Origin of the sequence: Nitrospira lenta (assembly GCF_900403705.1) — a bacterium.
GTDB classification, from domain to species: Bacteria; Nitrospirota; Nitrospiria; order Nitrospirales; family Nitrospiraceae; genus Nitrospira_D; species Nitrospira_D lenta.
The window spans coordinates 311051-333509 of the sequence record NZ_OUNR01000012.1; the positions used below are offsets into that span (position 1 = coordinate 311051).

Below are 22459 nucleotides of genomic sequence, written 5' to 3' on the forward strand. Positions count from 1 at the left end.
ACGTGAAAGGTTCCTGTTACTCGCCGGTAATCAAGAGCGTCAGACCGTCTATGCCGGTGACTTTGCTGCGTTGTCCCTTGAGCAACGGGGTCAGGGCGGCATTCTTCGCTGACCAGGTGGTGCCCCTGAGCTCGACTTTTCCGATGGCTCCGGCGGCCAGGGTGTCTACGGGTATGGCGATTTCGCCTATCATCGAATCAACGTCGGGGTGGTTCCCTTCCGCGGTATGGATACGCGCCAGCAGAGGGCCGCGAAACAGCAGTAATGAGGCGATGGCGATGCCGGAGAAGAGCAGCCATTGGACGGACTCTCCCGGGACGAGTTCCAGCCACGCGAGCGCTCCGACGACCAGGGCGGCGAGGCCGAAAAAGAGAATGTAGAATCCCCCGGGGGTCATCATCTCGGCGCCCAACAGGAGCAACCCGAGCAAGAGCCAGTACCACCAGATCATTGCAGAACCTCGTCTTGAGCGGTGAGCGAGCGCAGAGGCATGAGTAATGGAGGAAAGTCTAAGCCGGTTTCCAGAGACCGTCAAGCAGAACGGGCATGGCCTGACCGGGAATTGATCACCTCTCTGGCCGATGCTATAGTCCGCGCGCAATGGCTCACGAACAACCCACGAAGGTGTTGCTGGTCGCGTTTACTGACGATGCGGCGGCGACCGTCTATGCCATCAATCGGCTCCAGCCGGAGGCGCTCTGCTTTGTGTTGCCGGAGTCCGCGAAGGGGTTGGTGGAGTCGGCTGTTCAACCGCACATTGAGCATATGCCCAGACGATGGGATTGGGTCACACTGGCCGATACGATCGATGTGGCTGCCTGCCACCGTGTGCTGGCCGGCGCGCTGCCGGATTTGCTGAAGGCGTGGGATGTCCACTCGGGCGATCTGGTACTCGATCTCACCGGCGCCACTCCGGCCATGGCTGGTGCGCTGACGCTGGTGACCCTCCCGATCAGTTCGCGAACGGTAGCCCTGCTGCCGTGGCGCGAGGGCGAGGAGAGTGAACCGATTCCACTCAATGGCCGGTCGATGCGCTGGGCACAGGGCAATCTTTGGGACGATGTGGCATTGGTCTCACGGCATGAGGCCGCTGAGCTGTTTAATCGTGGGATGTATCAGGCCGCGGCCAGACAGTTTCGGGAGATCGAATCGCGAGTGAGCGGCGGGCAGAAACCGACCTATCGCGCCTTCGCCGATCTCGCCGAGGGCTATGAATTTTGGGAACGATTTCATTATCGGCAGGCCTGGGACAAATTGAAGACCGCCGCGAAGGCCTTAGAAATGGCGTCGCTCTGGGGCGGACCGCCGGGACTGAAAGCGGTCTTGCCGGGGATCAAAGCCAATGCTGGCTTCCTTGAACGTCTCGTGCTCGATCCCGCCGCGGTCAAAGATTCGCTGAGCCTCGATCTGCTCGCGCATGTGAATCGTCGCCTCCATGTGGTTCATGATCCGGAAGCGGCGATGATTGCTTTGATGCGCGCGCTCGAATCGTTTGCGCAGCGGCAGCTGTTCAAACAGCACAAGATCAAGACGTGGGATGTGCAGCCTGAGCAGCTCCCGCAGATACTTCAGGACGCCTGCCGGACATCCTGGTTGAACGATGTTGACGGGAAGTACAGCATGCCGTTGCCGAGCCAGTTCCGCGCGCTCGCGGAGCTGGGCGATCCACTGGGGCACGCATTCCTGCACGAGTGGCCGATCATGAAACCGCTGCTTGACGCCGCGAATCATGGCGTGCTCGGCCACGGTTTTGAGCCGGTCAAGGCCGAACGGGTGCAACAGCTATACGACATCGTCTTGAAGCTGACCGGGGTAACAGAGGCCTCGTTGCCGAAGTTCCCCACGCTCGCGCTCTAACCTCCATGGAAGTCAAAATCTACTATGAGGATACGGATTGCGGCGGAGTGGTGTATTACGCCAACTATCTGAAGTATTTTGAACGGGCGCGGACACACTATCTTGAAGAGCGGGGGCTGTCGGTGTCCGGTCTGATGAAGGCAGGGACGGTGTTTGTGGTTGTGCGCGCGGAACTGGACTATCGGTCTCCCGCGCGGTACGGCGACACGTTGCTCGTCGATACCGTCGTTTCAGATCTGAGTGCCGCTTCCATGACCTTCGCTCATGTGGTGAAAGAAAAGGCGAGCGGGCGCGTGATTGTGGAAGGATCAGCTCGACTGGCCTCGACGGATGGACGGGGCAAGGTGAAACGTCTTGATAAGGCGGTCGTCGCCGTACTACAGACCGGAGCCGATAAGGAGTCATTACTACATGGATAAGCTCGGAACCTGGCTCGCCGTCACCGGCGTCGCCATCGGATTCATCGTCCTCGGCTGGCTGTTGTTCTCAGAGAACCCATCAGATAAGCATAAAAAGAAGCCATAACTCATCGAAGCCGCGTTCTTCTTCGTCCAGCGCCTTCCGCTCGCGACTCACGGGTCTGTCTTCCGTCGTAAGAGAAGCCTGTTGCTGGGATTTCTGGGGCCATGTGGCCTGGCTCTGCAAGGGGATTTAGGGGCTTTATTGATGCGTTAGTAACCGGATTTCAGGATACTGCTCGGCGAGATAGTGAAGCAGTGTATGAATGAAGAGGATGATTCCCGCCATCTCCAGGCTTTCTTCGAGATGGGCGAACAATTGATAGGTCAGATTTTTAAGCCCATGTAATTCGGCATATCGCCCGCCCAGCATTTCGATGCCTATGGCCCCGCCAAGGTAGAGCGCTCCGGCGATGATGAAGGACCTCCGTGTGGATGACGGAAGGCGGAAAAGGAATCCCAGGAACAGCACTCCAAGTAGCGCTACCCCTGCCATCGCAGGAATGATCCAGGCGAAATAGAAAATCCCCAGGTCACCGTGTCCCAGCAGGCCGCGTACCGGTTCAATCAGCCGTTCATGAAGTGACCAGCCCTCATCAGTTGCCAAGTAGAAAAATCCCCCGGCAAGGATCATCCATTTTGAGACATCAGGGTCTTGCCGTTGTCGTTTCATCAGAGCAATCAGGACCAGCAGGGAGCCCGAGCAGAGCAGAAGGGTGACAGAAAACAGGGTCGAGATGTTCTGCTCGCGGTCGACGTGGAAGAGCTCCTCTGTTATGGGCAGCAGCCCGTACAGGTAGTCATGCCCTAGTCCATATCGGAGGAATTGACTGGTGAAACTCAGGAGCACCAAGCAGGAAGCCACCGCTGCGAGGACGAGCGTGATGCGGCTCGGCTGTAGACGGATCGATGCCGGTATCGTGCTGTTCGAAGGGTTCTGATGGTCCATCGTGGCCTACGAAAATAGTTTTATTGATCACCGTGCGGGGAAAATCAATGCAGGGTTCGATCAAGCAGTGCTTGCAGATGAATGTCTCGTGTGATGTGCAATAAGTCAAGGATCGGCGCAGTTCGTGCGCCCATGTATGGCAACAGGCATTGGCGCTAGCCGGCCTTTGCGAACCCTTCACTTCTGAGCACGTCCGCCACATTTCTTCCGCTTACAAACACATCAGCAACGGTGCGGCCATAGACATCTTGACCATGGGGGACGATGCGGATGGGGCCTTCTTTGAGGAGTTGTTCCAACCGTTGCCGGGCTTCTGGCCCGCGCGGTTCGGTGAGCTCCGGTGTGTCGATACCGCGGAGCCTGATGCGTTCGGCTCCCATGCGCAGCGTATCGCCATCGATGGTGTGGATGGGTTGGTTGGCGGGAATCCTTCTCCCGGAGATTCGGCCTAGGGCCGAGGACTGCGCCTGTTTCTGGTATGGCGTGATTTTGTACCGGCCTTTAGGTAATCGATGGGGACGGCTCCCTGATGGATGGTGTTGGCGATGCGGCTGCAGCGTCGAAGGAGGAGAAGATTCGTTGACCGCGGGCGACCAACAAAGATCGCAATTCTTTTGGATGGTCGACTCTCCATCGGATGCAGTGAGTCGGGACGCGTGAACCAGGTTCCACCCGGCAGTCGCTCCGCTGAGAACCATGGCCATCATGACAGAAGGTAGGATCTGGCGCATGGTTGAGGACTGAAGCATGGCGCATGCCACGCGGTTGACAATGATTAAAACGGCGTGCTGGAATGCCCACGTTTCACGAACCACGAATCACGGAGGTTATACGATGGATATGATGGGACGGGTGGGGCTGATCGAGCTTCCAATCTTGATCGCGCCGGATCAAAAAATCTGGTTGGATCGCATGATTAAGGAAAACAAAATCGCCATTCCTCCAGGAGGGACCTTGGAAAAAGGCTCGCTCTATTCGATGTTTATCCGGATGCTCCTGCATAACGCGATGGAAGAGCAGAAGCGGCAGGAGGTATTAGACATGGAGGACGAGGACGACGAATAAGAAGCTGTTGAAAGCGCCCGCCAGCGGCGTTCTCGCCACACTTAAGAGCTCAACGTACTCAGAGTACGCCTCGCTCTTAAGTGTGGCTGCGGCCTTGCTGGACAGCCGTTTTGAACAGCTTCCCACTTGATAATAAGTGTATCCCTCGCGATACGAAACGTATCCTCGGCGACAAGCATCTCTTCAAAAAGCATCTGGCCATAGGCCATCAGCTATTCGCTATAAATTCTTGAAAGCGGTATGTGCGGCGCGGATGGTCTTGTCGATATCTTGGGTCGTGTGGGCGGTGGAGAGGAACGAAGCTTCGAATTGTGATGGTGCGAGATAGATACCCTGGTCCAGCATTTTGTGGAAGTATTTCCCGTAACGCGCCGTATCCGCCTGCTTCACGGTATTCCAATCGCTCACAGGACTTGATGTAAAAAAGGCGGTGAGCATGGAGCCCACGCGGGTCTGGATGAGTGGGATGCCGGCTTTCTTCGCCGCGTCGCCGATCCCCTTCGCCAGGGCCGCAGATTGCGCTTCGAGATTCTTGTAGATGCCTTTTTTCTTCAGCTGCTTCAACGTTTCGATTCCCGCCGAGACGGCCAACGGATTTCCTGACAGCGTGCCTGCCTGATAGACAGGCCCTGACGGAGCGATCAGATTCATGATCTCTTCCCGTCCGCCGTACGCGCCGACCGGCAGTCCTCCGCCGATGATTTTTCCGAGGATGGTGAGATCCGGCGTGATGCCGTAAAGCGCCTGCGCGCCGCCGTAGTTTACGCGAAATCCTGAAATCACTTCGTCAAACACGAGAAGAATGCCATTCTCTGCCGTCAGTCGGCGAAGAGTGGAGAGGAATTCCGGCGCCGGCGGCACGACGCCCATATTGCCTGCGATCGGCTCCAGGATAATGCAGGCCAGGTCTTTGCGATGTTTGGTCACCATTCGTCGCACGGTGTCGATGTCGTTGTAGGGGGCTGTCAGAGTGTGTTTGGCAAAGTCAGCCGGCACGCCGGGTGAATCAGGAATGCCCAATGTCGCCAGGCCCGAACCGGCTTTGGCCAGCAAATAGTCGCTGTGCCCGTGATAGCAGCCTTCGAATTTCAGGATGCTGTCCCGCTTCGTGAAGCCGCGGGCGACACGAATGGCGCTCATTACGGCTTCGGTTCCGGAACTGACGAGACGCACTTTCTCCATTGACGGGAAGGCGTCCCGGATCATGCGGGCGAGGGTGACTTCCAATTCCGTGGGTGCGCCATAACTGGTGCCGTTGTCGGCGGCTTTCTTAATGGTCCGGATCACGGCCGGGGCGGCATGCCCCAGGATCATTGGGCCCCAGGAGAGGACATAGTCGAGATACGTGTTGCCGTCGACGTCGTAGAGCTTGGCTCCCTTGGCGCGCTTGATGAACCGGGGTTGTCCCCCGACAGAGCGGAAGGCTCGGACGGGGCTATTGACCCCACCGGGAATGAGCTGTTGCGCTGCGGCAAAGAGTTGGGCTGATCGTGTGGTTTTCATGACGGGGGCGCACCCTAGCATGCTCCTCTGCACCGGTCAAGAAAGCTCCACTGGATGGGCGCAGGTGTCCTCCATTGCCTCATCTCGTTCCCAAAAGTGTCTCATGAGATACGGCCCTATCTATTTAGATACGATCGGCCCCATGCAGCTATAGCCAATGTGAGGCGAATCATTGGGAAATATAGAGGGTAACGGTATGGGATATCCCGGCCCAAAATTTGCTGTTTGTTAAGTAGCGGTGTACCAGAACAATGAGGAGAGATTATGACGGTGGTGTGTTCGTGGTGCCGGCATGAAGGATTAGCCGGAGTCTTTGGTGAAAAAGCTCCTTTCGAGGATCGGCGGGAGACCCATGGGATCTGTCCGTCACATCGGATCCAGGTTCGCAACGGGTGGAGTGAGACGGGATTCGCTCGTGGCAACGGCATTCAGGGGACAACGGCTCAAGAAGTTAGCGGGTATGTCGTGCGTTCCGCAGCCCACCTCTTGAGCGGACTGCGGAATCTTTCGCGGAAAGCCGGGTTATAGTTTCTCCAGCCTTCTGTTTCCCGCTCGTGTTCTATTTCCCCTGCATCATCTTCAGCAGTTGATCGAGTCCGCCGGCTTCAATCTTTCCCGTTGGCGTCAGTTTGTCCACGAGATCCGGTAAGAGTCCCGCAAGTTGGGCGCCGGCGGCATCGGTCGAGACCCCGGCTGCGGTCGCCAGTTGTTTGAGGAGATCGCCGCCGAGGCCCTGTTGAATTTGCTGGGGCGTTACAGGAAGATTCTTGCCGGTGCTTACCCAGGAGTTCACGATCTCGCCCAGGCCGTTCTTTTGGAAGGTTTGGACCAGTCCCGCGAGCCCTCCGACCGAACTGTTCGGCCCAAGCAACCCGGTCAAAGCCTGCATTAAAGGATTTTGGTTGCTGCTTCCGCCCAGCATGCCGCCGACCGCTTGCCCCAGTTGATCCATCAGACTCATTGCGGTGCCCTCCCATTCTTTGAAGGACGAGACGATCGTCCTTTCGTCGGGGGGTGGAGATCCGGCATCGGCGCCGGCTCAATCCCCCAATGTTTTCTCTTAGGTGCTTCCTGGTGTGATACCGCAAAGAGCGTATGAAAGGCAATGGCCTTAGACCCCCCGCTTGCCTGGCCTTGACTCCAGGCTTCCCCGGCATCGCTCAGAATCTCGAGCAGCGTTTCGTACTCGTCCTCGTCGTCGGCCAAGACGGCTTGGGCATCGGTGAGGAGCAGCACATAGCCCTTGGCCGGCAGCCATTCCAAATCAGCCAGGCATTCTTCCATCGCGTCCCAGTTATGACCGAAATAGTCGGGGAATTCTAAGGCGCGCGCGAATTCTGTGAATAGGCCGGCCGGGGCCGAGCATTTTTTCCCGTGGATCACGCGCAACGCGAACCCAGCCGGGGCTTTGGCCAATGCGGCGGCCGTCGTGCCGGCTGGAATAACGAGCAAGGAAGACCAGGGGGCCATCGGAGTCTGGAGATAACTCATCAAGGTGCGTGGTGATGCCATGGAATGATCCGTGTCCTAATTAAGAGGTGTGAAGGTTCGGTAGTGGTCGTCTGTATAGTAGGCTTTGCCGGTGTGTTGTTCGATCACCAGCCGCTCCGCATCACGCGAACGGCCCCGGATCTTGGGGTTCACGTCATATTCGCGATAGCGGCCGCGCGGCAACCGGCGCTCTCGGTTCTGAAAGTCCCGCCCGCCGATATAGCCGGGCAGTGGGGCTCCGTCGCGTTCCTGCAAACGCTTGAGCAGATCCTGGGCTTTGAGCGGCGCCATGGCGGCGGCGCCGTGATCCTGCGTCACCGCCGGCGGCGATTGAAGGAAAGGTTCTGCCAGGCCGGTTCCCGCACTCAGTCCGGCACAGATCACCAGCCCCAGCAGGAGGGCTGTCACAAGGCACTGTGAGAAACGCCGGATCAGGGGGAAGGGCATTCGGAGCGTCCTGTTCATCCGTCGCAATGACAAATCGACGGTAGCATGCGCATTTTGTGAGGTCAAACCTCCCGCGTCGAGGGCGATGCGATCGCTTTGCGGTCACTCCGTGCGTAGGATAGAATACGAGCGAATTGTTCACAGTATGAATCCAGGGCGGGTTGTCATCCGATCGCGATATCACATCAGAACGATCCGACTCCATCGTGATGCCATGAGGGACGCATGACGAGCGCCATGCGAGGAGCGAACATTGTGTTGAACCTGTGCACTACCCGAGAAGACCGTCCGTTCCTGCGGCGCTCATCGGCGCTCATCGTGTTGCTTGTCTTGCTGTGCAGCCCTGTGTCGGCGCTGGCCCAGAGCGGATCGCTCGATCAATCTCCGACCGCGATCGTCAAGCGCTATGTGGGGTTGGACAAGAAGGGTGCCCGCATGGACGCCATGTCGTTCGAGACGCTGGTTCCCTACATTGACTGGACGGAAGAGCCGTTGTGGGGGCGGGTCGTGGTGATTCAAGACGTTACGGTGCCGGAGGATTACCGGAAATGGGAAGTGGTCAACAAGCTCGAAGTGGTCATTCCGACCACGTTTACGGTTCTTGGCTCGGTGTATTTGGAAACGGCGGCGTTTGTGCCTGACGCGATCACTGAAGAAGTCCGGTTTCGTGTAAAGGCCGTTCGAAGCAAGTGGCGGATCGTGGAGCCGGTGATTCCGCCACATATCGGGTTAAAGCGGATGATCGATTTAGTGCGCGAAGCGGAGGTGAAAGAAACCGATACCGAGAAGCGCGGTATCCTGGCGGCTCTGGGAGAGACATTGCGAAAGGTCAAACCATGACGAAGACTCCGGTTGATTTGTTGATTTTTGATTTGGACGGCACGTTGATCGAGTCGAAGTGGGACATTGCCCATTCGGTCAACCTCACGCTGGTTGAGTTGGGACTGCCGGAACGGCCGCTGGAAGAAATTTTCGGATTCGTCGGCGATGGGGTCAAGAAACTCCTGCGGTTGGCCGTCGGTGAGAGCAACCGGGTGAGTTTTGACGAGGCGCTCGCGGTTTTTCGCCGGCACTATCTCGAGCATTGTCTGGACCGCACGGTCTTCTTTCCCGGGATCGAGCCGATGTTGCAGCATTTCTCCAACAAGCACAAAGCCGTGGCGACGAACAAATCGATCGAATACACGCGCGTCATTCTCAATGGGTTGGGGGCGGGGTATTTCCCCTGGGTCGTTGGGGGAGACAGCGGGTTTGGTCTGAAACCGGAGCCTGGTATGCTGTTGCACCTGCTTGAGCAGGTGAAAGTCCCCAAGGAGCGGGCTATTTTGGTCGGCGACAGTACCAACGACATCAACGGTGGCCACAACGCCGGCATACGGGTCTGCGCCGTCGGCTATGGGATGGGGAATCGGGAGAAGATGGCGGCCTGTCAGCCTGATTGGTTCATCGAACGACCGGAACAACTGATGGAGATATTTACATGATCATTCATGCGTCACGGTTTACTCCCGGCGGGTTTCTCGCGAAGCGAACGCTGGCCCTCGTCGTGGTGCTGGTGTGCAGCCTGAGTCCGGCTCCGAGCCCGTCGTTCGCCGAGGGGCCGAGTCTTGCCGACCGGGTGATCGAACACAAGCTGGCGAATGGCCTGACCGTCCTCATGGTCGAGCGCCATCAAACGCCGGTGGTCTCGATTAATATTACATTCGGGGTAGGCGGAGTGAACGAGCAGGTTGGCCAGACCGGCTTGGCCCACCTATATGAGCACATGGCGTTCAAAGGCACACGGACCGTCGGGACGAAAGATTTTGATAAAGAGAAACTGACGCTCGCCGAGCTGTCCCGTGTGGGGACCCTCCTCGATCAGCGGCAGCGCGAGTTGGCCAAGAAGGGCTCTGCGGTGACGCCGGAGGAGCAGGCCGCGCTGGACGCTCTACAGAAACAGGTAACGGACCTGCAAGCACAAGCAGGCCAGTATGTCGTCGGCAACGAGATGGCCTTGCTCTACCAGCGCCACGGCGGCGTGGGGCTCAACGCCTCCACCGGAAAAGATCTTACCCGCTATACGATCAACCTCCCGGCCAACCGGCTGCCGGTCTGGGCAGCGATCGAGGCAGACCGGATGGCGAATCCGGTCCTGCGCGAATTCTACAAAGAGCGCGGCGTGGTGATGGAAGAACGCCGCCTGCGCAACGACGACAGTCCGAACGGGCTACTGTTCGAAACCTTTACCTCGGCGGCCTTCCGAGCGCATCCCTATGGGGTGCCGACCATCGGGTGGGGGTCGGATATCCTGTCGCTGACTCCGGAGGCGACCGAAGCTTTCTTCAAGACCTATTACGGTCCGAATAACGCGACAATCGCCCTCGTGGGGGATATCAATCCGAAAGAGGTCATTGCCTTGATCGAGCGGACGTTCGGGAAGATTCCGGCCGCGACCGCCACGCCCGAGATCATGACGGTGGAGCCGGAGCAGCGGGGCGAGCGCCGCGTCGAGGTCGAATTCGATGCCGAACCGATTGTGGCGATTGGGTATCACAAGCCGGGATTGGGCCATCCTGACGACGAGGTGTTCGACGTGATCGATGAAATCCTGACCGACGGGCTGACGTCCCGCCTGCAGACCATCCTGGTCAGGGAGAAACGGCTGGCCGCGTCGGTTGGATCCGATGCCAATTATCCCGGCGTCCGCGCTCCGAATCTCTTTATTCTCACCGCCACGCCGCTGGCGCCCCATACGACGGCGGAGGTAGAAGCCGCGATTTATGCCGAATTAGAACGGCTCAAGACCGAGCCGGTCCCGGCGAAAGAGCTACAGAAAATCGTCAACAATATCGACGCGGATCTGGTGCGGGCTCTGCGCTCGAACAGCGGACTCGCGTCGCAGCTGGCGCTGTTCCAGACGGTAGCCGGTGATTGGCGGCATGTGTTGAAATCCCGAGACCGGATCGCCGCCGTCACGCCGGCGGATATTCAGCGGGTCGCCAAGCAGTATTTCACGAAGTCCAACCGAACCGTCGGCACGCTCGTCAAGTACGCGCGCGAGAAGAATCTGACGGCAGGGAATGAGGTGGCACGATGAACGGGGCAGGAATCGAGAGGCAGGAAACGAGAAGGACGGGCGTATTAGGGCTCTTCGGCGTGGCGGTCGTGCTCGCATGTTCGGCTGTGATTGCCTGCGCCGGCGGGCCGGCTCTGAGCGATCCGCGGACGATGACCTTCAAGCCGGTCGAGTTTACTCCGCCGGAGCCGGATCGCGTGGTGTTCGACAACGGCATGGTCGTGTATCTCCTGGAAGACCATGAACTGCCGCTCATCACGGTGACGGCTACGATGAAAACCGGCACCTGGCTTGATCCAGCGGATAAGGTCGGCCTCGCAGCGCTTACGGGCGCCCTCATGCGGACGGGCGGCGGCGGCGGGCTCACGCCGGAACAAGTGGATGAAGAATTAGAGTACTTCGCAGGGGATGTCAGTGTGTCGATCGGTCATGAGTCCGGCTCCGCGTCGCTCGACGTGCTGAAGAAGGATCTGAAGCGCGGGCTCCGAATTTTCTCCGGTCTGCTCCGAACGCCGGCCTTCGACCCGGCGCGGGTTGAGATTGCGAAATTGCAAGCGATTGAGGCGATCCGCCGCCGTCAGGACAATCCCGGCTCCGTCGTGGGCCGAGAATTCATGAAATTGCTGTACGGTCCGGACCATCCGTCCGCCCGTGAAACATCCATCGCGTCGGTCACCGGCATCACCCGGGACGATCTCGCGGCCTTTCACCGAAACACGATCCATCCCAACGGCATTATTTTGGGCGTGACCGGTGATTTCCAGAAAGGGGAGATGTTGGCAGCGTTGCGCGAGGTGTTCGGAGACTGGGCCAAGGGACCGGTGCCGGAACTGAAGATTGCCGATGTGCCGGAGAGTCAGCGCGCGACGCCGGCCATCCGGTTCGTCAACAAAGAGACCTCGCAGACGCATCTACGGGTCGGTCATCTCACAATCCGTGAAAATGATCCGGACTACGTGGCCCTGGCGATCGCCAACGATATCTTGGGCGGGAGTTCGTTCCGGAGCCGGCTCTTCAATGACGTGCGCACGAAGCGCGGGCTGGCCTACTCGGTCGGCAGCCGGTTAATGGCCGGCGTGCACGATCAAGGGGTCTGGCTCATGCGGGCGGAGACGAAGCTGGTTTCCACGCAGGAAGTAGTGAGCCGGTTCATCGCCAACATCGAACGGATGCGGACGGAACCGGTCACCGATCAGGAGTTGGCGGAGGCGAAAGAGGCCTACGTGAATTCCTTCGTGTTTTCGTTCAGCAGCCCCTCGGCGATCGTCAGCCGGTTAGTGGAACTGGAGAACGACGGATTGCCCAAGGACTTTCTTCAACAGGTCCGAGAGAAAGTGATCGCGCTGACCAAGGAAGATGTGTTGGCGGCGGCGAAGAAGCATCTGCATCCAGACCGATTGAAGATCGTCGCCGTCGGCTCCGGCGACATGCTGCCGAAAGTGCTCTCGACATTCGGTGAAGTGAAAGAAATCAAGCTGAGTCCGGAAGGGTGAAGAGGGAGTAGCCGGTGGTGGAGGCGTTCTTTTGCTCGCGCCCCGCGCGCGGTGAAGACAGCCGGAACCGCCGGCTCGGAAAGTAAGCACATATAATTAGATGGAATGGTCGTGTGACATGCCGCTCGAAGACGAACTCTGCGACATTCTGAAAAAGTCCCGTATCGGCCAGGGAATATCTGTGGTCGACCTGTCGAAGATGACAGGTTTGCCTGGTAGCGATATCACCGCGCTAGAGCGCGGTGATCGCCCGCGCGATCGCACGGAAGTACGGGCCTTGGCCATGGGATTAGGCCTGCGGGCCGAACCCCTCATGCAGATCGCGCTGGAGCAATGGGAGCCGGTTGCCCAGCGCCAGCCCACCTGGGTGGAGACGATCCACGGTTCGATTAATGGGTATGGCGTGCAGGGCTATGTCGTGCACGATGACGGTGAGGCGCTGCTGATCGATACAGCCTACAATGCGCCGGCGATGATCGAATTTCTGTCTCGGCAGCGCGTGAGGCTTGTCGGGATTTGCCTCACCCACGGTCATGCGGATCATGCCGATGGCATCGAACAGATTCTCCAATCCCATCCGGCCCCGGTCTATCTGGGAGCCGAGGATGTCGAGCTTCTCAGTTGGCGGCCGCCGCAGTCGCAGTTGATGACGCCGGTTCACGGTCAGACCATTGCCGTTGGCCGCTTGGCCGTCCATTGTTTGATGGCGCCGGGCCATACCGCCGGAGGGATCTGCTATCGGGTGGATGATGCACAGACGCCGCTGTGTTTTGTCGGCGATACGTTGTTCGCGGGATCGATCGGGCGCTCAAACCCCAGCACGCTCTATCAGACCCATTTAGCATCTGTTCGGACGACCGTGCTCGGCCTCCCGCCGGCGTACGGTTTATTGCCGGGGCATGGTCCCGCGACCACCGTCGAAGAAGAATTGGCGCATAATCCTTTCTACGCGTCTGTACCATAGGGATGCTCAAAAAGGTCGCGGTTCTCACCCGCCCAACCCCGGCGCGCCGAGACGCGCCGTTCCGCGGGCAAGGCCGCAGCGAGCGAAGAGGCGAGGCGTACGCGGCGGTACGTTGAGCATCGGCGCGAAGCGAGAACGCTGCTGGCGGACTTTTTCAGTATCCTGCTAGGAGAGCGCATGAACGGCGATCAGCAGAATGAAGCCGCCGACGATGCAGATGAATTCGAAGAGTCGACATTTTCGCGCTACCTCCTGCCGATCGGCTTGTTCTGCCTGACGGTTTTTACCACGCTGTGGGCCGGCGCCTATCAAGATCACCCCAACCGGTTTCATCCGTTTCGCGGTGCCTGGGAGTTGCTCATCGAGCGGCCCGGTGAACTGGTCAACGGGATTCCCTTTGCGGCGACGCTGCTCCTGATTCTCGTCACCCATGAGCTGGCGCACTATGTTTATTCGAAGCGGCATCGCGTTCCGGCGTCGCTTCCGCTGTTCATTCCGGGGTTGCCGCTGCTAGTGGGCACCTTCGGCGCGATCATTCGTGTCCGTGGTCAAATCGTAGAGCGGAAGGCCCTGTTCGATATCGGGATCTCTGGGCCGTTGGCCGGATTTGTCGTGGCGCTCGTGGCGCTCGTCGTCGGATTGCACTGGTCCCAGGTGGAAGTGGGGATCAATTCGGGTAGCCCCTTCTATGTCGGACGATCCATGCTCATTGATTGGTGTGTGTCGTTCGTACTGGGAGATTTGCCGCGAGGAGCAAGTGTCAGTCTGCATCCGATCGCAGAGGCGGCCTGGTTCGGGCTCTTCGTGACCTGTTTAAACCTGATTCCTATCGGACAACTGGACGGGGGCCATGTCGCCTACGCGCTTTGGGGTCAGAGGCAACGAACCATCGCATTCTGGGTCATTCCCGCCCTGATCGTTCTGGGCTATCTCGGCTGGCAAGGCTGGTGGCTGTGGGTGTTCCTTGCAACATTGCTTGGAGTCGGTCATCCGCCGATTCCCGATCCGACGTCGCCGTTGGGTTCGACGCGAACCTGGCTTGGACGGGCGACGGTCCTTCTCTTCATCCTCATCTTCACGCCGTTTCCTATCGTCGTCCGCTGAGGAAGAGCCGGGACTGGGGTCCGGCTTCACGATGGCGATTTTCGGCAAATTCTTGTCGGATCGTCCGGTTGGCCCTAGCATGCGGACATGGAGTCGATCGAGGCACGGACTGAAGTCTGCCCCAAGTGTCAGGCTGATCGGTCTGAAAACGAGACGGAGTGCGCTAGGTGCGGAATCATTTTCGCGAAGTACCGGCCGCTGCCTATTCGCCGAACTGACCGGTCCGATGTATCGGTACGGTCTACGCCGTCCTGGCGAGTGACGGCCGCACAGTGGCTGTTGGAGAGCGATACGACGACCGACTCGATGACGTTGTACGGGCGGGCGGTCGTTTTTCTCGGGCTCCTCTGGTGGGGCCGGATCTTCATCATGACGCCGCTGGAAACCAATTACACCGGCGAATCATTTCTCCATCTTATCAATCTGCCGTTTCACGAAGCCGGACACCTGATCTTTAGTCCGTTCGGCCGTTTCATGATGATTCTCGGCGGGAGCCTCGGTCAGGTGCTCATGCCGTTGATTTGTCTCGGCACGTTTCTCGTCCAGACTCGCGATCCGTTCGGCGCGTCGGTCGCGCTCTGGTGGACGGCCGAAAGTATCATGGACGTGGCGCCCTATATCAATGATGCGCGCGATTTGAACTTGATGCTATTGGGGGGCGTGACCGGCAAAGAGACCGATGGCCATGATTGGAACAACCTGCTGACGATGACGGGTCTGCTGGAGTGGGATCACCGCTTGGCCCACCTTACCTACAACATTGGAATTTTGCTGATGCTCGCGTCTTTCGTCTGGGGCGGGATCATTCTGGCGCGCCACTATCAGCGGCAACGGGAGTGAAGCAGGGTTGTTGTCCGCCGCGTCTCCGACCGATCCCCCCAATCAGTTATTTAGAGATCAGCCTGTCCCGATGAAGCAGGGGCGGTCCCAACGGCACGAGCTGGTGTCCGGTGAAGGCCTGGGTCAAACTGGCGACGGCGTGATAGAACGCCATCATGCCGACGACGATGTGGAGCAGCCCAGGGATGGTTTCGCCGATGAGGTTGAGTATGGCCAGGACGGTGGAGGAGAAGGTGATCGTGATGATGATGTGGAGCATACAGAGCGTGGTGTTGCGGTACGCCGTCAGATAGACCATGACTGCTGAGAAGGCGGCATAGACGAAGTTGATCGGGGCAAAGAGCACCATGTCCAGATGGAACGACGTGCCTTCGCTGACCAACTTGGCGATAGAGACGGTCAGCCAGAAGAATCCATACATCGTGAGGGCGGTCCCGCCAAGTTGCTCGTGATAGCGGATATCGGTGATGCCGGCGAGAATCTGCACGATCCCGCCGAAGATCATGGCGATCACCAGTGTGCCGACCTTGTTCGAATCGGAAATGCCGCCGAGTTGAGCCACACCCAGTGTGAGGGCTCCGACCGCGAGCCCGAACAGGCCGATCGCCAAGACGTCGATGCGCCGGTGATGCTCTAGGTCACTCATAGATATGCTCCCTCGGTTGTCGGTGTCCGCGTTGCTCCGCTGCGTTGGCCAGGGCCAAAACGGCCCCAGCATGCAACAGGGGCTATTGAAAAGACAAGCCAGCTTCGGCAGACTGCTCGCATCGATGCGCGTGGAGGGCTGAACGTTGCGGAGGCATCCCATGACAGAGAACAGATTCATCCCGACGAAGGTGTGGCTGATCGGAGCCGGACTTGGGCTGGCGCTCATGGCGGATCAGGGTTTTGCCGAGCAGCGGGAGGGGCGATTCACGCTGGTTCTCGACGGGGCTGCCGTCGCAGACGGTCAGACCGGATTGGTTTGGGAGCAGGAGCCGGATCGCGAACACGATGTGTGGAGCCGTTCGAACGAACGCTGCGCCACGAAGACCGTCGGCGGACAATCGGGCTGGCGTGGGCCCACGATCGACGAACTCAAGACGCTGATCGATCTGTCCCAGCATGATCCGGCCTTACCGGCCGGACATCCCTTCTCCCATATCAACTCGGAGATCTATTGGACCTCGACGCCGCACCCGACCGACGACATCGTGGCCTGGCAGGTCAGCTTCTTCAGCGGCGAACCGGTCACGGACCAGAAGTCCGGCACGCGACGGATGTGGTGCGTCATGGGAGCGTCTCGCAAGTAACCGACCGTCATTCACACAGGGTCACACTTCCAGTGCATGGCTCGCGTCCCGTGAATCAGAACGAGAACTTCTCACCTCGCCCGTCGATTCACGTCGTTCTTTGGCAACGCGTTTCCCCCCGTTGTTCGATCGGTTTCCATCTCGATTGGTATCGCGCCGTCACATGCTCAGGGTCCGGTGTAACACCGTTCTGATATGAAGTTTGCTACGTTCTCGACATGACAAAGGACGAGCTGCGAGAAACAGGATGTTAGGCGGTTAGTGAGAAGGGAGGACGGCGCGATGACATCGGTTGCACTGGACTTGCTGTGAGGGACGGCCATCGACAGCATGCGAGTCAACGCGTGACGAGCTCAGCGCCGCATCACGAGAGGACCGCCGTTGGAGCGAGTGGAAGGTCTGAGGACATGAGAGCGGCGCGGTGGATCATTCAATTATTGATATTGGCGATAGGAACGCTGGCGACTCCCGTCCTTGCTCAAGTCGTCGGACTCACCTCTGAGGAGCGGACTACGGGTCGGGCATCCGCAGCCATGGATCAGGAGAAGCCGCGATCACCGGACTGGCACTATGGGGGGTTCATAGACCTGGGCTACTCGCTGAATTTCAACTTTCCGGAAAACCATGTGTTCCGCACTCGTGGTACCACCCCCAGGGTCAATGAACTCGACCTCAATATGGGCGGAATCTATGTCAGAAAAGATGCCACCGACCAGTCACGTTGGGGGATGGAATTGCTGGGTCATGGGGGCCAGGATGCCAAGGACTTTGGATTCGGAGTGAACCTTCCCAAGGTGCAGGGGGCCGATGCCTTACGGCACTTCGGGCGCGCGAATGTGTCCTACCTCGCTCCGGTTGGCAATGGCCTGGTGCTGCAAGCCGGTCTGTTCAACAGCTTCATCGGCAACGACTCCCTCTATGCCAAGGATAACTTCAATTACACCCGCTCATGGGTCGCGGACTATTCCCCGTACCTGATGTTCGGAGCGAACGCGCAATATGCCTTCAACGAGAAGTGGAGCGGGGCCGTCTTCATCATCAATGAGTATTTTCACCTGCAAAACACCAACAGTGTTCCGAGTTACGGCGTCCACGTCGCCTACAAACCCAGTGCCTCCTGGACCATCAAGGAAACGATCTACTATGGCCCGGACCAGTCGGACACGTCGCTCCGGTATTGGCGGTCATTCTCGGATTCCCTTCTGGAATGGAAGGTCAACGACGACCTGACGCTCCTGGGCGAGTATCAGGTCGGAACCCAGGAAATGGCCGCGCCGGGAAATCCCCGTGTCTTTTATATGGGAGCTGCCGTGCCGATGCGGTGGCACATCGGCGGTCCCTGGAGCGTGGCGCTCAGGCCGGAAGTCTATTGGGACAGGAGCGGCCTGATGACCGGTTCGGAGCAGTTGATCAAATCGGTCACGGCCACAGCGGAATATAAGGTGCCCTACAAGTGGACGAACATGAGGGCACGGCTCGAATATCGCTACGACGAATCGACCGGCTCCGGCGGGGGATTTTTCAGGCGCAATGAAATAGCGCCGGGAGTCATCGGGCTGGCGCCGGCGCAACAGATGCTGATCGTTGGTCTGATCTGGACGCTCGACTCACCATAAAATTCTTCTGTTTCCCTAGCCGAGACGGGGACGGTGCCGCACCGGCAATTTCTGAATGAGGTCTAGGTCCCTTACATGTGGAGGAAGGGCACTATCTCTGGGTCTACATGCGGCAGGTTGTTTCGGAGAAGAGGGAGCAGCCAGGAAATCTTGTGGTTGGCTTCCGCCCAGCCTCTTCCGCTGCGGGCCTTCTCTGGCCGTTTGATTTATCGTAGAGAGGATGAGTTGCCGGCTTGCTTGGCCGTAAGCGATCGCAAGTGACTGACCGCTATTTCCCCGAAGATATCGATTGCCCGGCCTTTGGCTTCCTTCAGTGTCTCCGTATTGTCCATCAGCACCACGGCTCCGGTGCGATGGGCCTGACCTTCAGCGGTCTGTTGGTCGAGTAGCTGGTCGGTCCGCAGATCCCAGAGCCTGCTGGTGAGGATGAAGAGCGCATCGATCACGGTGCCGGGAGCCAGCCAGGCGCCGAGCACCGTCGGGTAGAGAAGGGCATAGGCATTGTTATACCGATCCACTGCGCCGACGCCATCGACAAGCAAGAGCACGTCGATGCCGAATCGTGCGGAGGCCTGCCGCAATTCCTGGCGGGTCAGCGTCAATGCGGTCGGCTCCGCAAGCACGGTCACTTCGCGAACAATCTTGTCTTTCCGCAGCGGAGCCAGGTGTTGGACTACGGCGTCTTTGTCCGCGCTGAGCCACTCCATTGTTTGAATGGAGTGCCTGGCGGGAAATTCTCTCCGGATGAAATAGATGCCGAGGTGGAGCGATTCTGCGAGCGATGGATTGATGGTCGTTGGGTGTGTGGCCTCACGCCCGCCGGCGAAGTCCAGCTGCTGGTGCAGGGATTCCTGGATTCCTGCCCGGTCGAATCCCTTGCTGGCTGAGCAGGCTGAGAGAATCGCGAAAAGAATGGGGAACAGCCATCGAAGGGATGTCATAGAGCCTTTCGGGAGGGGGACATGGTGATGGGTGTGCGGGAAAGGTCTTCCAGCGCGAGCATGAGCGCATGGGTTCCGCAACGGCCATGGCCGAGTGCCTGCACGCGGTGGTAGAGCTCCTGTGCCAAAGCCAGCCCGGGCAACGGGAGGTTCATGCGCGCGGCCTCGTCCAGTGCAATGCCCATGTCTTTCACGAAGTGCTCGACGAAAAATCCCGGATCGAAGTTGCGCTGCAGGATTTTGGGAGCCAGATTATCCAGCGTCCAGCAGGCGGCGGCGCCTCCACGAATCGAGTCGAGCATCTGCGTCAGATCCAGTCCCGCGTTGAATCCGTACAGCAGACTTTCACAGACTCCCACCATCGTCCCGGCAATCACGATTTGGTTGCACAGCTTCGTCTGTTGCCCGGCTCCCGCCCCGCCTTGGTAGACGATCTTCTTGCCCAAGCATTCGAAGAGCGGGTGCAGCCATTCAACCGTCTTAGGGTTCCCGCCCGCCATGACGGAGAGGGTTGCGTTTCTGGCCCCGACGTCTCCGCCTGATACCGGCGCGTCGATCGCCTGGAGTCCTTGAGCGGACGCGGCGGCATCGATCTCCCGACTCAGCGCCGGTTCGGTCGTGGTCATATCGATCAGGATTGAGCCTGGTCTGGCTCCCGCTAAAATTCCCTGAGGCCCGAAGTAGACTTCCCGCACATCGCGAGGAAATCCGACCATGGTGACAATGACCGTCGATCGGTCGGCGACCGCGCGCGGGCTGTCCGCCCAGGACGCGCCGCGGTCGAGGAGTGGCTGCGCCTTGGCTTTGGTGCGGGAATAGAGTGTGATGGGATAGCTGGCTTGCTGTAGATGGCCGCACATCGAGGCACCCATCACGCCGGTGCCGATCCATCCGATACGACTGTGATTCGGAGCAATCTGCTGCATACAGAGGAGAATCGAACCGTTAGAACCCGCTGCCGCCGCCACCGCCGAAGCCGCCGCCCGAAGACCCGCCGGATGAGCCGCTGCTCCCGCTGCTGCTGAACCCGGAGCCGCCGGAACTGCGCGGCGCAGAGGTCATGGCTGTACCGGCTGCCGCGGACAGTTGCGACAAGTTGCCGGTCAGGTTTCGTGGGCGGAACTCGGCAAAGTTGGCTCCTTGATACCAGGTAGGCGGCTGCATGTAAATGCCGTCGAAGGCATTGGTCCAATTCTTTTCCACACCCAAGGCCATGGCAAAGGGGAGGAATTTCTCGAACATCTCGGGCGTTTTGACAAGACGGTCCATACGATCGGATTCGACGCGACTCAGGAACTCTTCGAAGCCCAGCACTTTCTCCAAGGCTCTGGTGCCGCGCAGCGTCCGAGCCGGCATGATCCGGCCGAATCCGACGATGATGAGACCCGACAGGAGACCCGCGGCGGCTCCGGTTTGAAAGGCTAGGCCGATTCGTCCGCTCAACCAGGCGCTTCCGAATAAGATGACGACGGTCACGACAATTCCGCCGATTGTGTAGGCCTGCTTGACCCGGTCGGGCCGGCGCACGTAGTAACCGCGGGTGACGAGCTGGTCGAACAGTGAGGACTTGATGCCGTCCAGGCGCGCGTAAAAGCGATTGGCCAGGGCCGACAACGTCACGGTTTCTTCCGGGTCATCGGTGTGTGGTCCGGCCGGGAAGATCCCTCTCAGAATCGAGATCTCATGGGCTTTTAATCCGTCCCAGGCGGACGGGGGTTGAAGGCGATGCAAATGGTACTCGGTGTTCGACCACAATCCGAGGAGCTTGGGCTCTTGCCGTTCTTCGATCCGCACATAGCCCCGGACGGCCAGATCGACCAGCGTGGCGGTGATGTCACGAAGGTCAGGCGAGTTGTCCACCAGGGTTCCGAGTTCGGCGGGCGTCAGCCGGTCGGGGGGCTCGTAGCTGACGATGAGGGGGTGCAGACGCGGGTCTCGGCCTCGGGTATACCAGAGATACCACATCGCGACGAAGACGCCGACGGGCAGGGCCAAGGGCCAGTTGTAACGAAGAAACAGGTGTGTCCGTTGCAGCAGACCCGGTTCGTCGACTAGCCCTTTATCCCATCCTACGACGGCGGTCAGGCCTTCGCGGAATCCCAGCGGTCGCTTCATCTGATAGTGGATCGTGGAGTCTTCAATGCGGATGTCGGCCTGCTGTTCGCGCGCGCCGTACGCGCCGCTGAAGGCGAGGGCTTTGATGCCGGTCGCATTAGGGGGCAACGATACGCTGGCGGTGGCCGATTCGATCGGCACGTCCCATTCGTCGCCGGTCACGTTCCAATAGAGCTCGTCATGGTCTTCGAAATATTTGAGTCCGTTGGCGACTCGATAGGTCAGGATCAGCGTCTTGGTCGTGTCCTGTGCGCCGGGAAGCCAGATCTTGAAGCTTCGATAATGCCGGTCGCGACCGCTGTCGATTTTGAGCGGAGCCTGGTGCTCGTCCGTCGCGCTGAGCAGGTCCAGCAACAGCGTGTAATTGAATCCCTGTGGCGTTCGATATTCGACCGGGATGTCGCGTTTCAATCCGTTCCAGGCTCCGGTGAAACGCGGCCGGATCGTTTCCGTCACCACAAGGTCGCCGCTGGGGAGCACCTGAATGTCAGCATGGAACTGCTCGATGACGAGCGAGCGGGCGCCGGCGTGTTCGCCAGTCAACAGCCACGCAAAGAGCAGGAGGCCTAGGCGAATGACGTATCGTGCGCGCATAGGGGAAAGAGCTCGTCGCTCCACAGGGGCAATCAGCGGGAAGCCTGATCGAAACTGACTTTCGGCACCGCCCGCTCTGTCACATCGACGAGTTCAAAAAACTCTTTCAGTTTGAAACTGAAGAAGCCGGCGATGAGGTTGGAGGGGAACTCCTGAATCTTGGTGTTCAGATCGCGCACGACGGCGTTGTAGTACCGGCGGGCATTCTGAACGGCGTCTTCGATCTGGTTGAGCGAGCCCTGAAGTTGGGTGAAGCTTTCCACGGCCCGGAGTTGCGGATAGGCTTCGGCCAGCGCAAAGAGTGATTTCAGCGACTGGGCGAGCAGGCCCTCGGCCTCTGCTTTGGCGGCCGGAGCAGTGGCGGCCATGGCCCGGTTGCGGGCCGTGATGACGGCTTCGAGCGTCTGCTTCTCGTGCCCCGCATAGCCCTTCACCGTTTCGACCAGATTGGGAATGAGGTCGTATCGCCGCTTCAACTGCACGTCGATATCGGCCCAGGCATTCTCCGACTGGACTTTCAATCGGATCAGTGAGTTGTACACGCTGATGACCAGCAGCACCAATCCGGCCAGCACGATCAACGTAATCCAGGCCATGAGACTTCTCCTTGTTTACGCGCGGTAGCGTGAGCGATTGCTCAGCACACGGTCATAAAACTATATCCGTAAGGGT

25 protein-coding genes are annotated in these 22459 nt (G+C 59.1%); 13 read left to right on the forward strand and 12 right to left on the reverse strand.

Translation table 11 applies throughout. The annotated features are described in order from the left end of the window. Positions 1–16 precede the first annotated feature (16 nt). Positions 17–451: an NfeD family protein gene (locus tag NITLEN_RS07760; protein WP_121989027.1), complete on the reverse strand. Its 435-nt coding sequence runs from the start codon at positions 449–451 to the stop codon at positions 17–19. Between the two features lie 149 nt (positions 452–600). Here NITLEN_RS07760 and NITLEN_RS07765 point away from each other — a divergent pair, with 149 nt between their 5' ends. Further along, entirely contained in the window at positions 601–1857 is a 1257-nt protein-coding gene (locus NITLEN_RS07765) for a TIGR02710 family CRISPR-associated CARF protein (RefSeq protein WP_121989028.1), read from the forward strand. 5 nt (positions 1858–1862) lie between these two features. Continuing rightward, entirely contained in the window at positions 1863–2276 is a 414-nt protein-coding gene (locus tag NITLEN_RS07770) for an acyl-CoA thioesterase (protein WP_121989029.1), read from the forward strand. 241 nt (positions 2277–2517) lie between these two features. On the opposite strand, the gene NITLEN_RS07775 is transcribed toward NITLEN_RS07770, so the two are convergent. Together NITLEN_RS07775 and NITLEN_RS07780 are read right to left on the reverse strand one after the other, a co-directional pair. Then, positions 2518–3168: a multidrug transporter gene (locus NITLEN_RS07775; protein ID WP_146216133.1), complete on the reverse strand. Its 651-nt coding sequence runs from the start codon at positions 3166–3168 to the stop codon at positions 2518–2520. A 251-nt stretch (positions 3169–3419) separates the two neighbouring features. Continuing rightward, positions 3420–3962, reverse strand: a complete 543-nt coding sequence (locus NITLEN_RS07780; RefSeq protein WP_181416716.1) for a thermonuclease family protein — start codon at positions 3960–3962, stop codon at positions 3420–3422. A 136-nt stretch (positions 3963–4098) separates the two neighbouring features. Here NITLEN_RS07780 and NITLEN_RS07785 point away from each other — a divergent pair, with 136 nt between their 5' ends. Beyond that, the gene (locus tag NITLEN_RS07785) at positions 4099–4329 is read left to right on the forward strand and encodes a hypothetical protein (protein ID WP_146216134.1); all 231 of its coding nucleotides are present in this window, start codon (positions 4099–4101) and stop codon (positions 4327–4329) included. A gap of 219 nt (positions 4330–4548) precedes the next feature. Here the strand turns inward: NITLEN_RS07785 and hemL are convergent, their stop codons facing one another. Then, entirely contained in the window at positions 4549–5832 is a 1284-nt protein-coding gene (hemL, locus tag NITLEN_RS07790) for a glutamate-1-semialdehyde 2,1-aminomutase (RefSeq protein WP_121989033.1), read from the reverse strand. 264 nt (positions 5833–6096) lie between these two features. Here hemL and NITLEN_RS07795 point away from each other — a divergent pair, with 264 nt between their 5' ends. Next, complete coding sequence (locus NITLEN_RS07795) at positions 6097–6360, forward strand: hypothetical protein (protein WP_121989034.1); 264 nt, start codon at positions 6097–6099, stop codon at positions 6358–6360. Between the two features lie 31 nt (positions 6361–6391). Here the strand turns inward: NITLEN_RS07795 and NITLEN_RS07800 are convergent, their stop codons facing one another. The 3 genes from NITLEN_RS07800 to NITLEN_RS07810 are packed head-to-tail and all read right to left on the reverse strand — an operon-like array spanning position 6392 to position 7770. Continuing rightward, positions 6392–6793, reverse strand: a complete 402-nt coding sequence (locus tag NITLEN_RS07800; protein ID WP_121989035.1) for a YidB family protein — start codon at positions 6791–6793, stop codon at positions 6392–6394. Next, positions 6790–7344, reverse strand: coding sequence for a barstar family protein (locus NITLEN_RS07805; RefSeq protein ID WP_121989036.1), 555 nt, complete (start codon positions 7342–7344; stop codon positions 6790–6792). The genes NITLEN_RS07800 and NITLEN_RS07805 overlap by 4 nt, the downstream gene beginning before the upstream one ends. Before the next feature lie 15 nt (positions 7345–7359). Next, on the reverse strand, positions 7360–7770 hold the full coding sequence (locus NITLEN_RS07810) for a guanyl-specific ribonuclease (protein ID WP_121989037.1): 411 nt from the start codon (positions 7768–7770) through the stop codon (positions 7360–7362). 225 nt (positions 7771–7995) lie between these two features. Between NITLEN_RS07810 and NITLEN_RS07815 the strand changes: the two genes are divergently transcribed. The 7 genes from NITLEN_RS07815 to NITLEN_RS07845 all read left to right on the forward strand — a co-directional run bounded on the left by NITLEN_RS07815 (position 7996) and on the right by NITLEN_RS07845 (position 15229). Beyond that, positions 7996–8610, forward strand: a complete 615-nt coding sequence (locus tag NITLEN_RS07815) for a hypothetical protein (protein ID WP_121989038.1) — start codon at positions 7996–7998, stop codon at positions 8608–8610. Next, the gene (locus NITLEN_RS07820) at positions 8607–9254 is read left to right on the forward strand and encodes an HAD family hydrolase (protein ID WP_121989039.1); all 648 of its coding nucleotides are present in this window, start codon (positions 8607–8609) and stop codon (positions 9252–9254) included. Before NITLEN_RS07815 ends, NITLEN_RS07820 begins: the two co-directional genes overlap by 4 nt. Then, on the forward strand, positions 9251–10849 hold the full coding sequence (locus NITLEN_RS07825; RefSeq protein ID WP_121989040.1) for a M16 family metallopeptidase: 1599 nt from the start codon (positions 9251–9253) through the stop codon (positions 10847–10849). Before NITLEN_RS07820 ends, NITLEN_RS07825 begins: the two co-directional genes overlap by 4 nt. Further along, positions 10846–12321 carry a M16 family metallopeptidase gene (locus tag NITLEN_RS07830; RefSeq protein WP_121989041.1) on the forward strand — a complete coding sequence of 492 codons (1476 nt, stop codon included), beginning with the start codon at positions 10846–10848 and terminating at the stop codon, positions 12319–12321. The genes NITLEN_RS07825 and NITLEN_RS07830 overlap by 4 nt, the downstream gene beginning before the upstream one ends. 118 nt (positions 12322–12439) lie before the next feature. Then, a complete protein-coding gene (locus tag NITLEN_RS07835) occupies positions 12440–13285 on the forward strand; it encodes an MBL fold metallo-hydrolase (RefSeq protein ID WP_181416717.1) in 846 nt (281 codons plus the stop codon). A gap of 177 nt (positions 13286–13462) precedes the next feature. Beyond that, positions 13463–14389: a site-2 protease family protein gene (locus tag NITLEN_RS07840; protein ID WP_121989043.1), complete on the forward strand. Its 927-nt coding sequence runs from the start codon at positions 13463–13465 to the stop codon at positions 14387–14389. An 87-nt stretch (positions 14390–14476) separates the two neighbouring features. Further along, positions 14477–15229 carry a zinc ribbon domain-containing protein gene (locus NITLEN_RS07845; RefSeq protein ID WP_146216135.1) on the forward strand — a complete coding sequence of 251 codons (753 nt, stop codon included), beginning with the start codon at positions 14477–14479 and terminating at the stop codon, positions 15227–15229. 46 nt (positions 15230–15275) lie between these two features. On the opposite strand, the gene NITLEN_RS07850 is transcribed toward NITLEN_RS07845, so the two are convergent. Continuing rightward, on the reverse strand, positions 15276–15875 hold the full coding sequence (locus NITLEN_RS07850) for an acetate uptake transporter (protein WP_181416718.1): 600 nt from the start codon (positions 15873–15875) through the stop codon (positions 15276–15278). Positions 15876–16035: 160 nt separating this feature from the next. Here NITLEN_RS07850 and NITLEN_RS07855 point away from each other — a divergent pair, with 160 nt between their 5' ends. Then, positions 16036–16521 (forward strand): Lcl C-terminal domain-containing protein, encoded by a 486-nt coding sequence (locus tag NITLEN_RS07855; RefSeq protein WP_121989046.1) that lies wholly within the window; start codon positions 16036–16038, stop codon positions 16519–16521. Between the two features lie 407 nt (positions 16522–16928). Then, on the forward strand, positions 16929–18137 hold the full coding sequence (locus tag NITLEN_RS07860) for an outer membrane beta-barrel protein (protein WP_121989047.1): 1209 nt from the start codon (positions 16929–16931) through the stop codon (positions 18135–18137). Positions 18138–18343: 206 nt separating this feature from the next. Here NITLEN_RS07860 and NITLEN_RS07865 read toward each other — a convergent pair whose 3' ends face one another. The 4 genes from NITLEN_RS07865 to NITLEN_RS07880 are packed head-to-tail and all read right to left on the reverse strand — an operon-like array spanning position 18344 to position 22383. Further along, positions 18344–19078, reverse strand: a complete 735-nt coding sequence (locus NITLEN_RS07865; protein ID WP_121989048.1) for a hypothetical protein — start codon at positions 19076–19078, stop codon at positions 18344–18346. Beyond that, a complete protein-coding gene (locus tag NITLEN_RS07870) occupies positions 19075–20004 on the reverse strand; it encodes an NAD(P)-dependent oxidoreductase (RefSeq protein WP_121989049.1) in 930 nt (309 codons plus the stop codon). Before NITLEN_RS07870 ends, NITLEN_RS07865 begins: the two co-directional genes overlap by 4 nt. 19 nt (positions 20005–20023) lie before the next feature. Further along, positions 20024–21787 (reverse strand): DUF2207 domain-containing protein, encoded by a 1764-nt coding sequence (locus tag NITLEN_RS07875; protein WP_121989050.1) that lies wholly within the window; start codon positions 21785–21787, stop codon positions 20024–20026. 32 nt (positions 21788–21819) lie between these two features. Next, on the reverse strand, positions 21820–22383 hold the full coding sequence (locus NITLEN_RS07880) for a LemA family protein (RefSeq protein ID WP_121989051.1): 564 nt from the start codon (positions 22381–22383) through the stop codon (positions 21820–21822). Between the last annotated feature and the right edge of the window lie 76 nt (positions 22384–22459).

Coding starts and splice junctions, on each gene's coding strand:
- NITLEN_RS07760 (WP_121989027.1), bottom strand. CDS start 451: ATGATCTGGTGGTACTGGCTCTTGCTCGGGTTGCTCCTGTTGGGCGCC.
- NITLEN_RS07765 (WP_121989028.1), top strand. CDS start 601: ATGGCTCACGAACAACCCACGAAGGTGTTGCTGGTCGCGTTTACTGAC.
- NITLEN_RS07770 (WP_121989029.1), top strand. CDS start 1,863: ATGGAAGTCAAAATCTACTATGAGGATACGGATTGCGGCGGAGTGGTG.
- NITLEN_RS07780 (WP_181416716.1), bottom strand. CDS start 3,962: ATGGTTCTCAGCGGAGCGACTGCCGGGTGGAACCTGGTTCACGCGTCC.
- NITLEN_RS07785 (WP_146216134.1), top strand. CDS start 4,099: ATGGATATGATGGGACGGGTGGGGCTGATCGAGCTTCCAATCTTGATC.
- hemL (WP_121989033.1), bottom strand. CDS start 5,832: ATGAAAACCACACGATCAGCCCAACTCTTTGCCGCAGCGCAACAGCTC.
- NITLEN_RS07795 (WP_121989034.1), top strand. CDS start 6,097: ATGACGGTGGTGTGTTCGTGGTGCCGGCATGAAGGATTAGCCGGAGTC.
- NITLEN_RS07800 (WP_121989035.1), bottom strand. CDS start 6,793: ATGAGTCTGATGGATCAACTGGGGCAAGCGGTCGGCGGCATGCTGGGC.
- NITLEN_RS07805 (WP_121989036.1), bottom strand. CDS start 7,344: ATGGCATCACCACGCACCTTGATGAGTTATCTCCAGACTCCGATGGCC.
- NITLEN_RS07810 (WP_121989037.1), bottom strand. CDS start 7,770: ATGCCCTTCCCCCTGATCCGGCGTTTCTCACAGTGCCTTGTGACAGCC.
- NITLEN_RS07815 (WP_121989038.1), top strand. CDS start 7,996: ATGACGAGCGCCATGCGAGGAGCGAACATTGTGTTGAACCTGTGCACT.
- NITLEN_RS07820 (WP_121989039.1), top strand. CDS start 8,607: ATGACGAAGACTCCGGTTGATTTGTTGATTTTTGATTTGGACGGCACG.
- NITLEN_RS07825 (WP_121989040.1), top strand. CDS start 9,251: ATGATCATTCATGCGTCACGGTTTACTCCCGGCGGGTTTCTCGCGAAG.
- NITLEN_RS07830 (WP_121989041.1), top strand. CDS start 10,846: ATGAACGGGGCAGGAATCGAGAGGCAGGAAACGAGAAGGACGGGCGTA.
- NITLEN_RS07835 (WP_181416717.1), top strand. CDS start 12,440: ATGCCGCTCGAAGACGAACTCTGCGACATTCTGAAAAAGTCCCGTATC.
- NITLEN_RS07840 (WP_121989043.1), top strand. CDS start 13,463: ATGAACGGCGATCAGCAGAATGAAGCCGCCGACGATGCAGATGAATTC.
- NITLEN_RS07845 (WP_146216135.1), top strand. CDS start 14,477: ATGGAGTCGATCGAGGCACGGACTGAAGTCTGCCCCAAGTGTCAGGCT.
- NITLEN_RS07850 (WP_181416718.1), bottom strand. CDS start 15,875: ATGAGTGACCTAGAGCATCACCGGCGCATCGACGTCTTGGCGATCGGC.
- NITLEN_RS07855 (WP_121989046.1), top strand. CDS start 16,036: ATGACAGAGAACAGATTCATCCCGACGAAGGTGTGGCTGATCGGAGCC.
- NITLEN_RS07860 (WP_121989047.1), top strand. CDS start 16,929: ATGAGAGCGGCGCGGTGGATCATTCAATTATTGATATTGGCGATAGGA.
- NITLEN_RS07865 (WP_121989048.1), bottom strand. CDS start 19,078: ATGACATCCCTTCGATGGCTGTTCCCCATTCTTTTCGCGATTCTCTCA.
- NITLEN_RS07870 (WP_121989049.1), bottom strand. CDS start 20,004: ATGCAGCAGATTGCTCCGAATCACAGTCGTATCGGATGGATCGGCACC.
- NITLEN_RS07875 (WP_121989050.1), bottom strand. CDS start 21,787: ATGCGCGCACGATACGTCATTCGCCTAGGCCTCCTGCTCTTTGCGTGG.
- NITLEN_RS07880 (WP_121989051.1), bottom strand. CDS start 22,383: ATGGCCTGGATTACGTTGATCGTGCTGGCCGGATTGGTGCTGCTGGTC.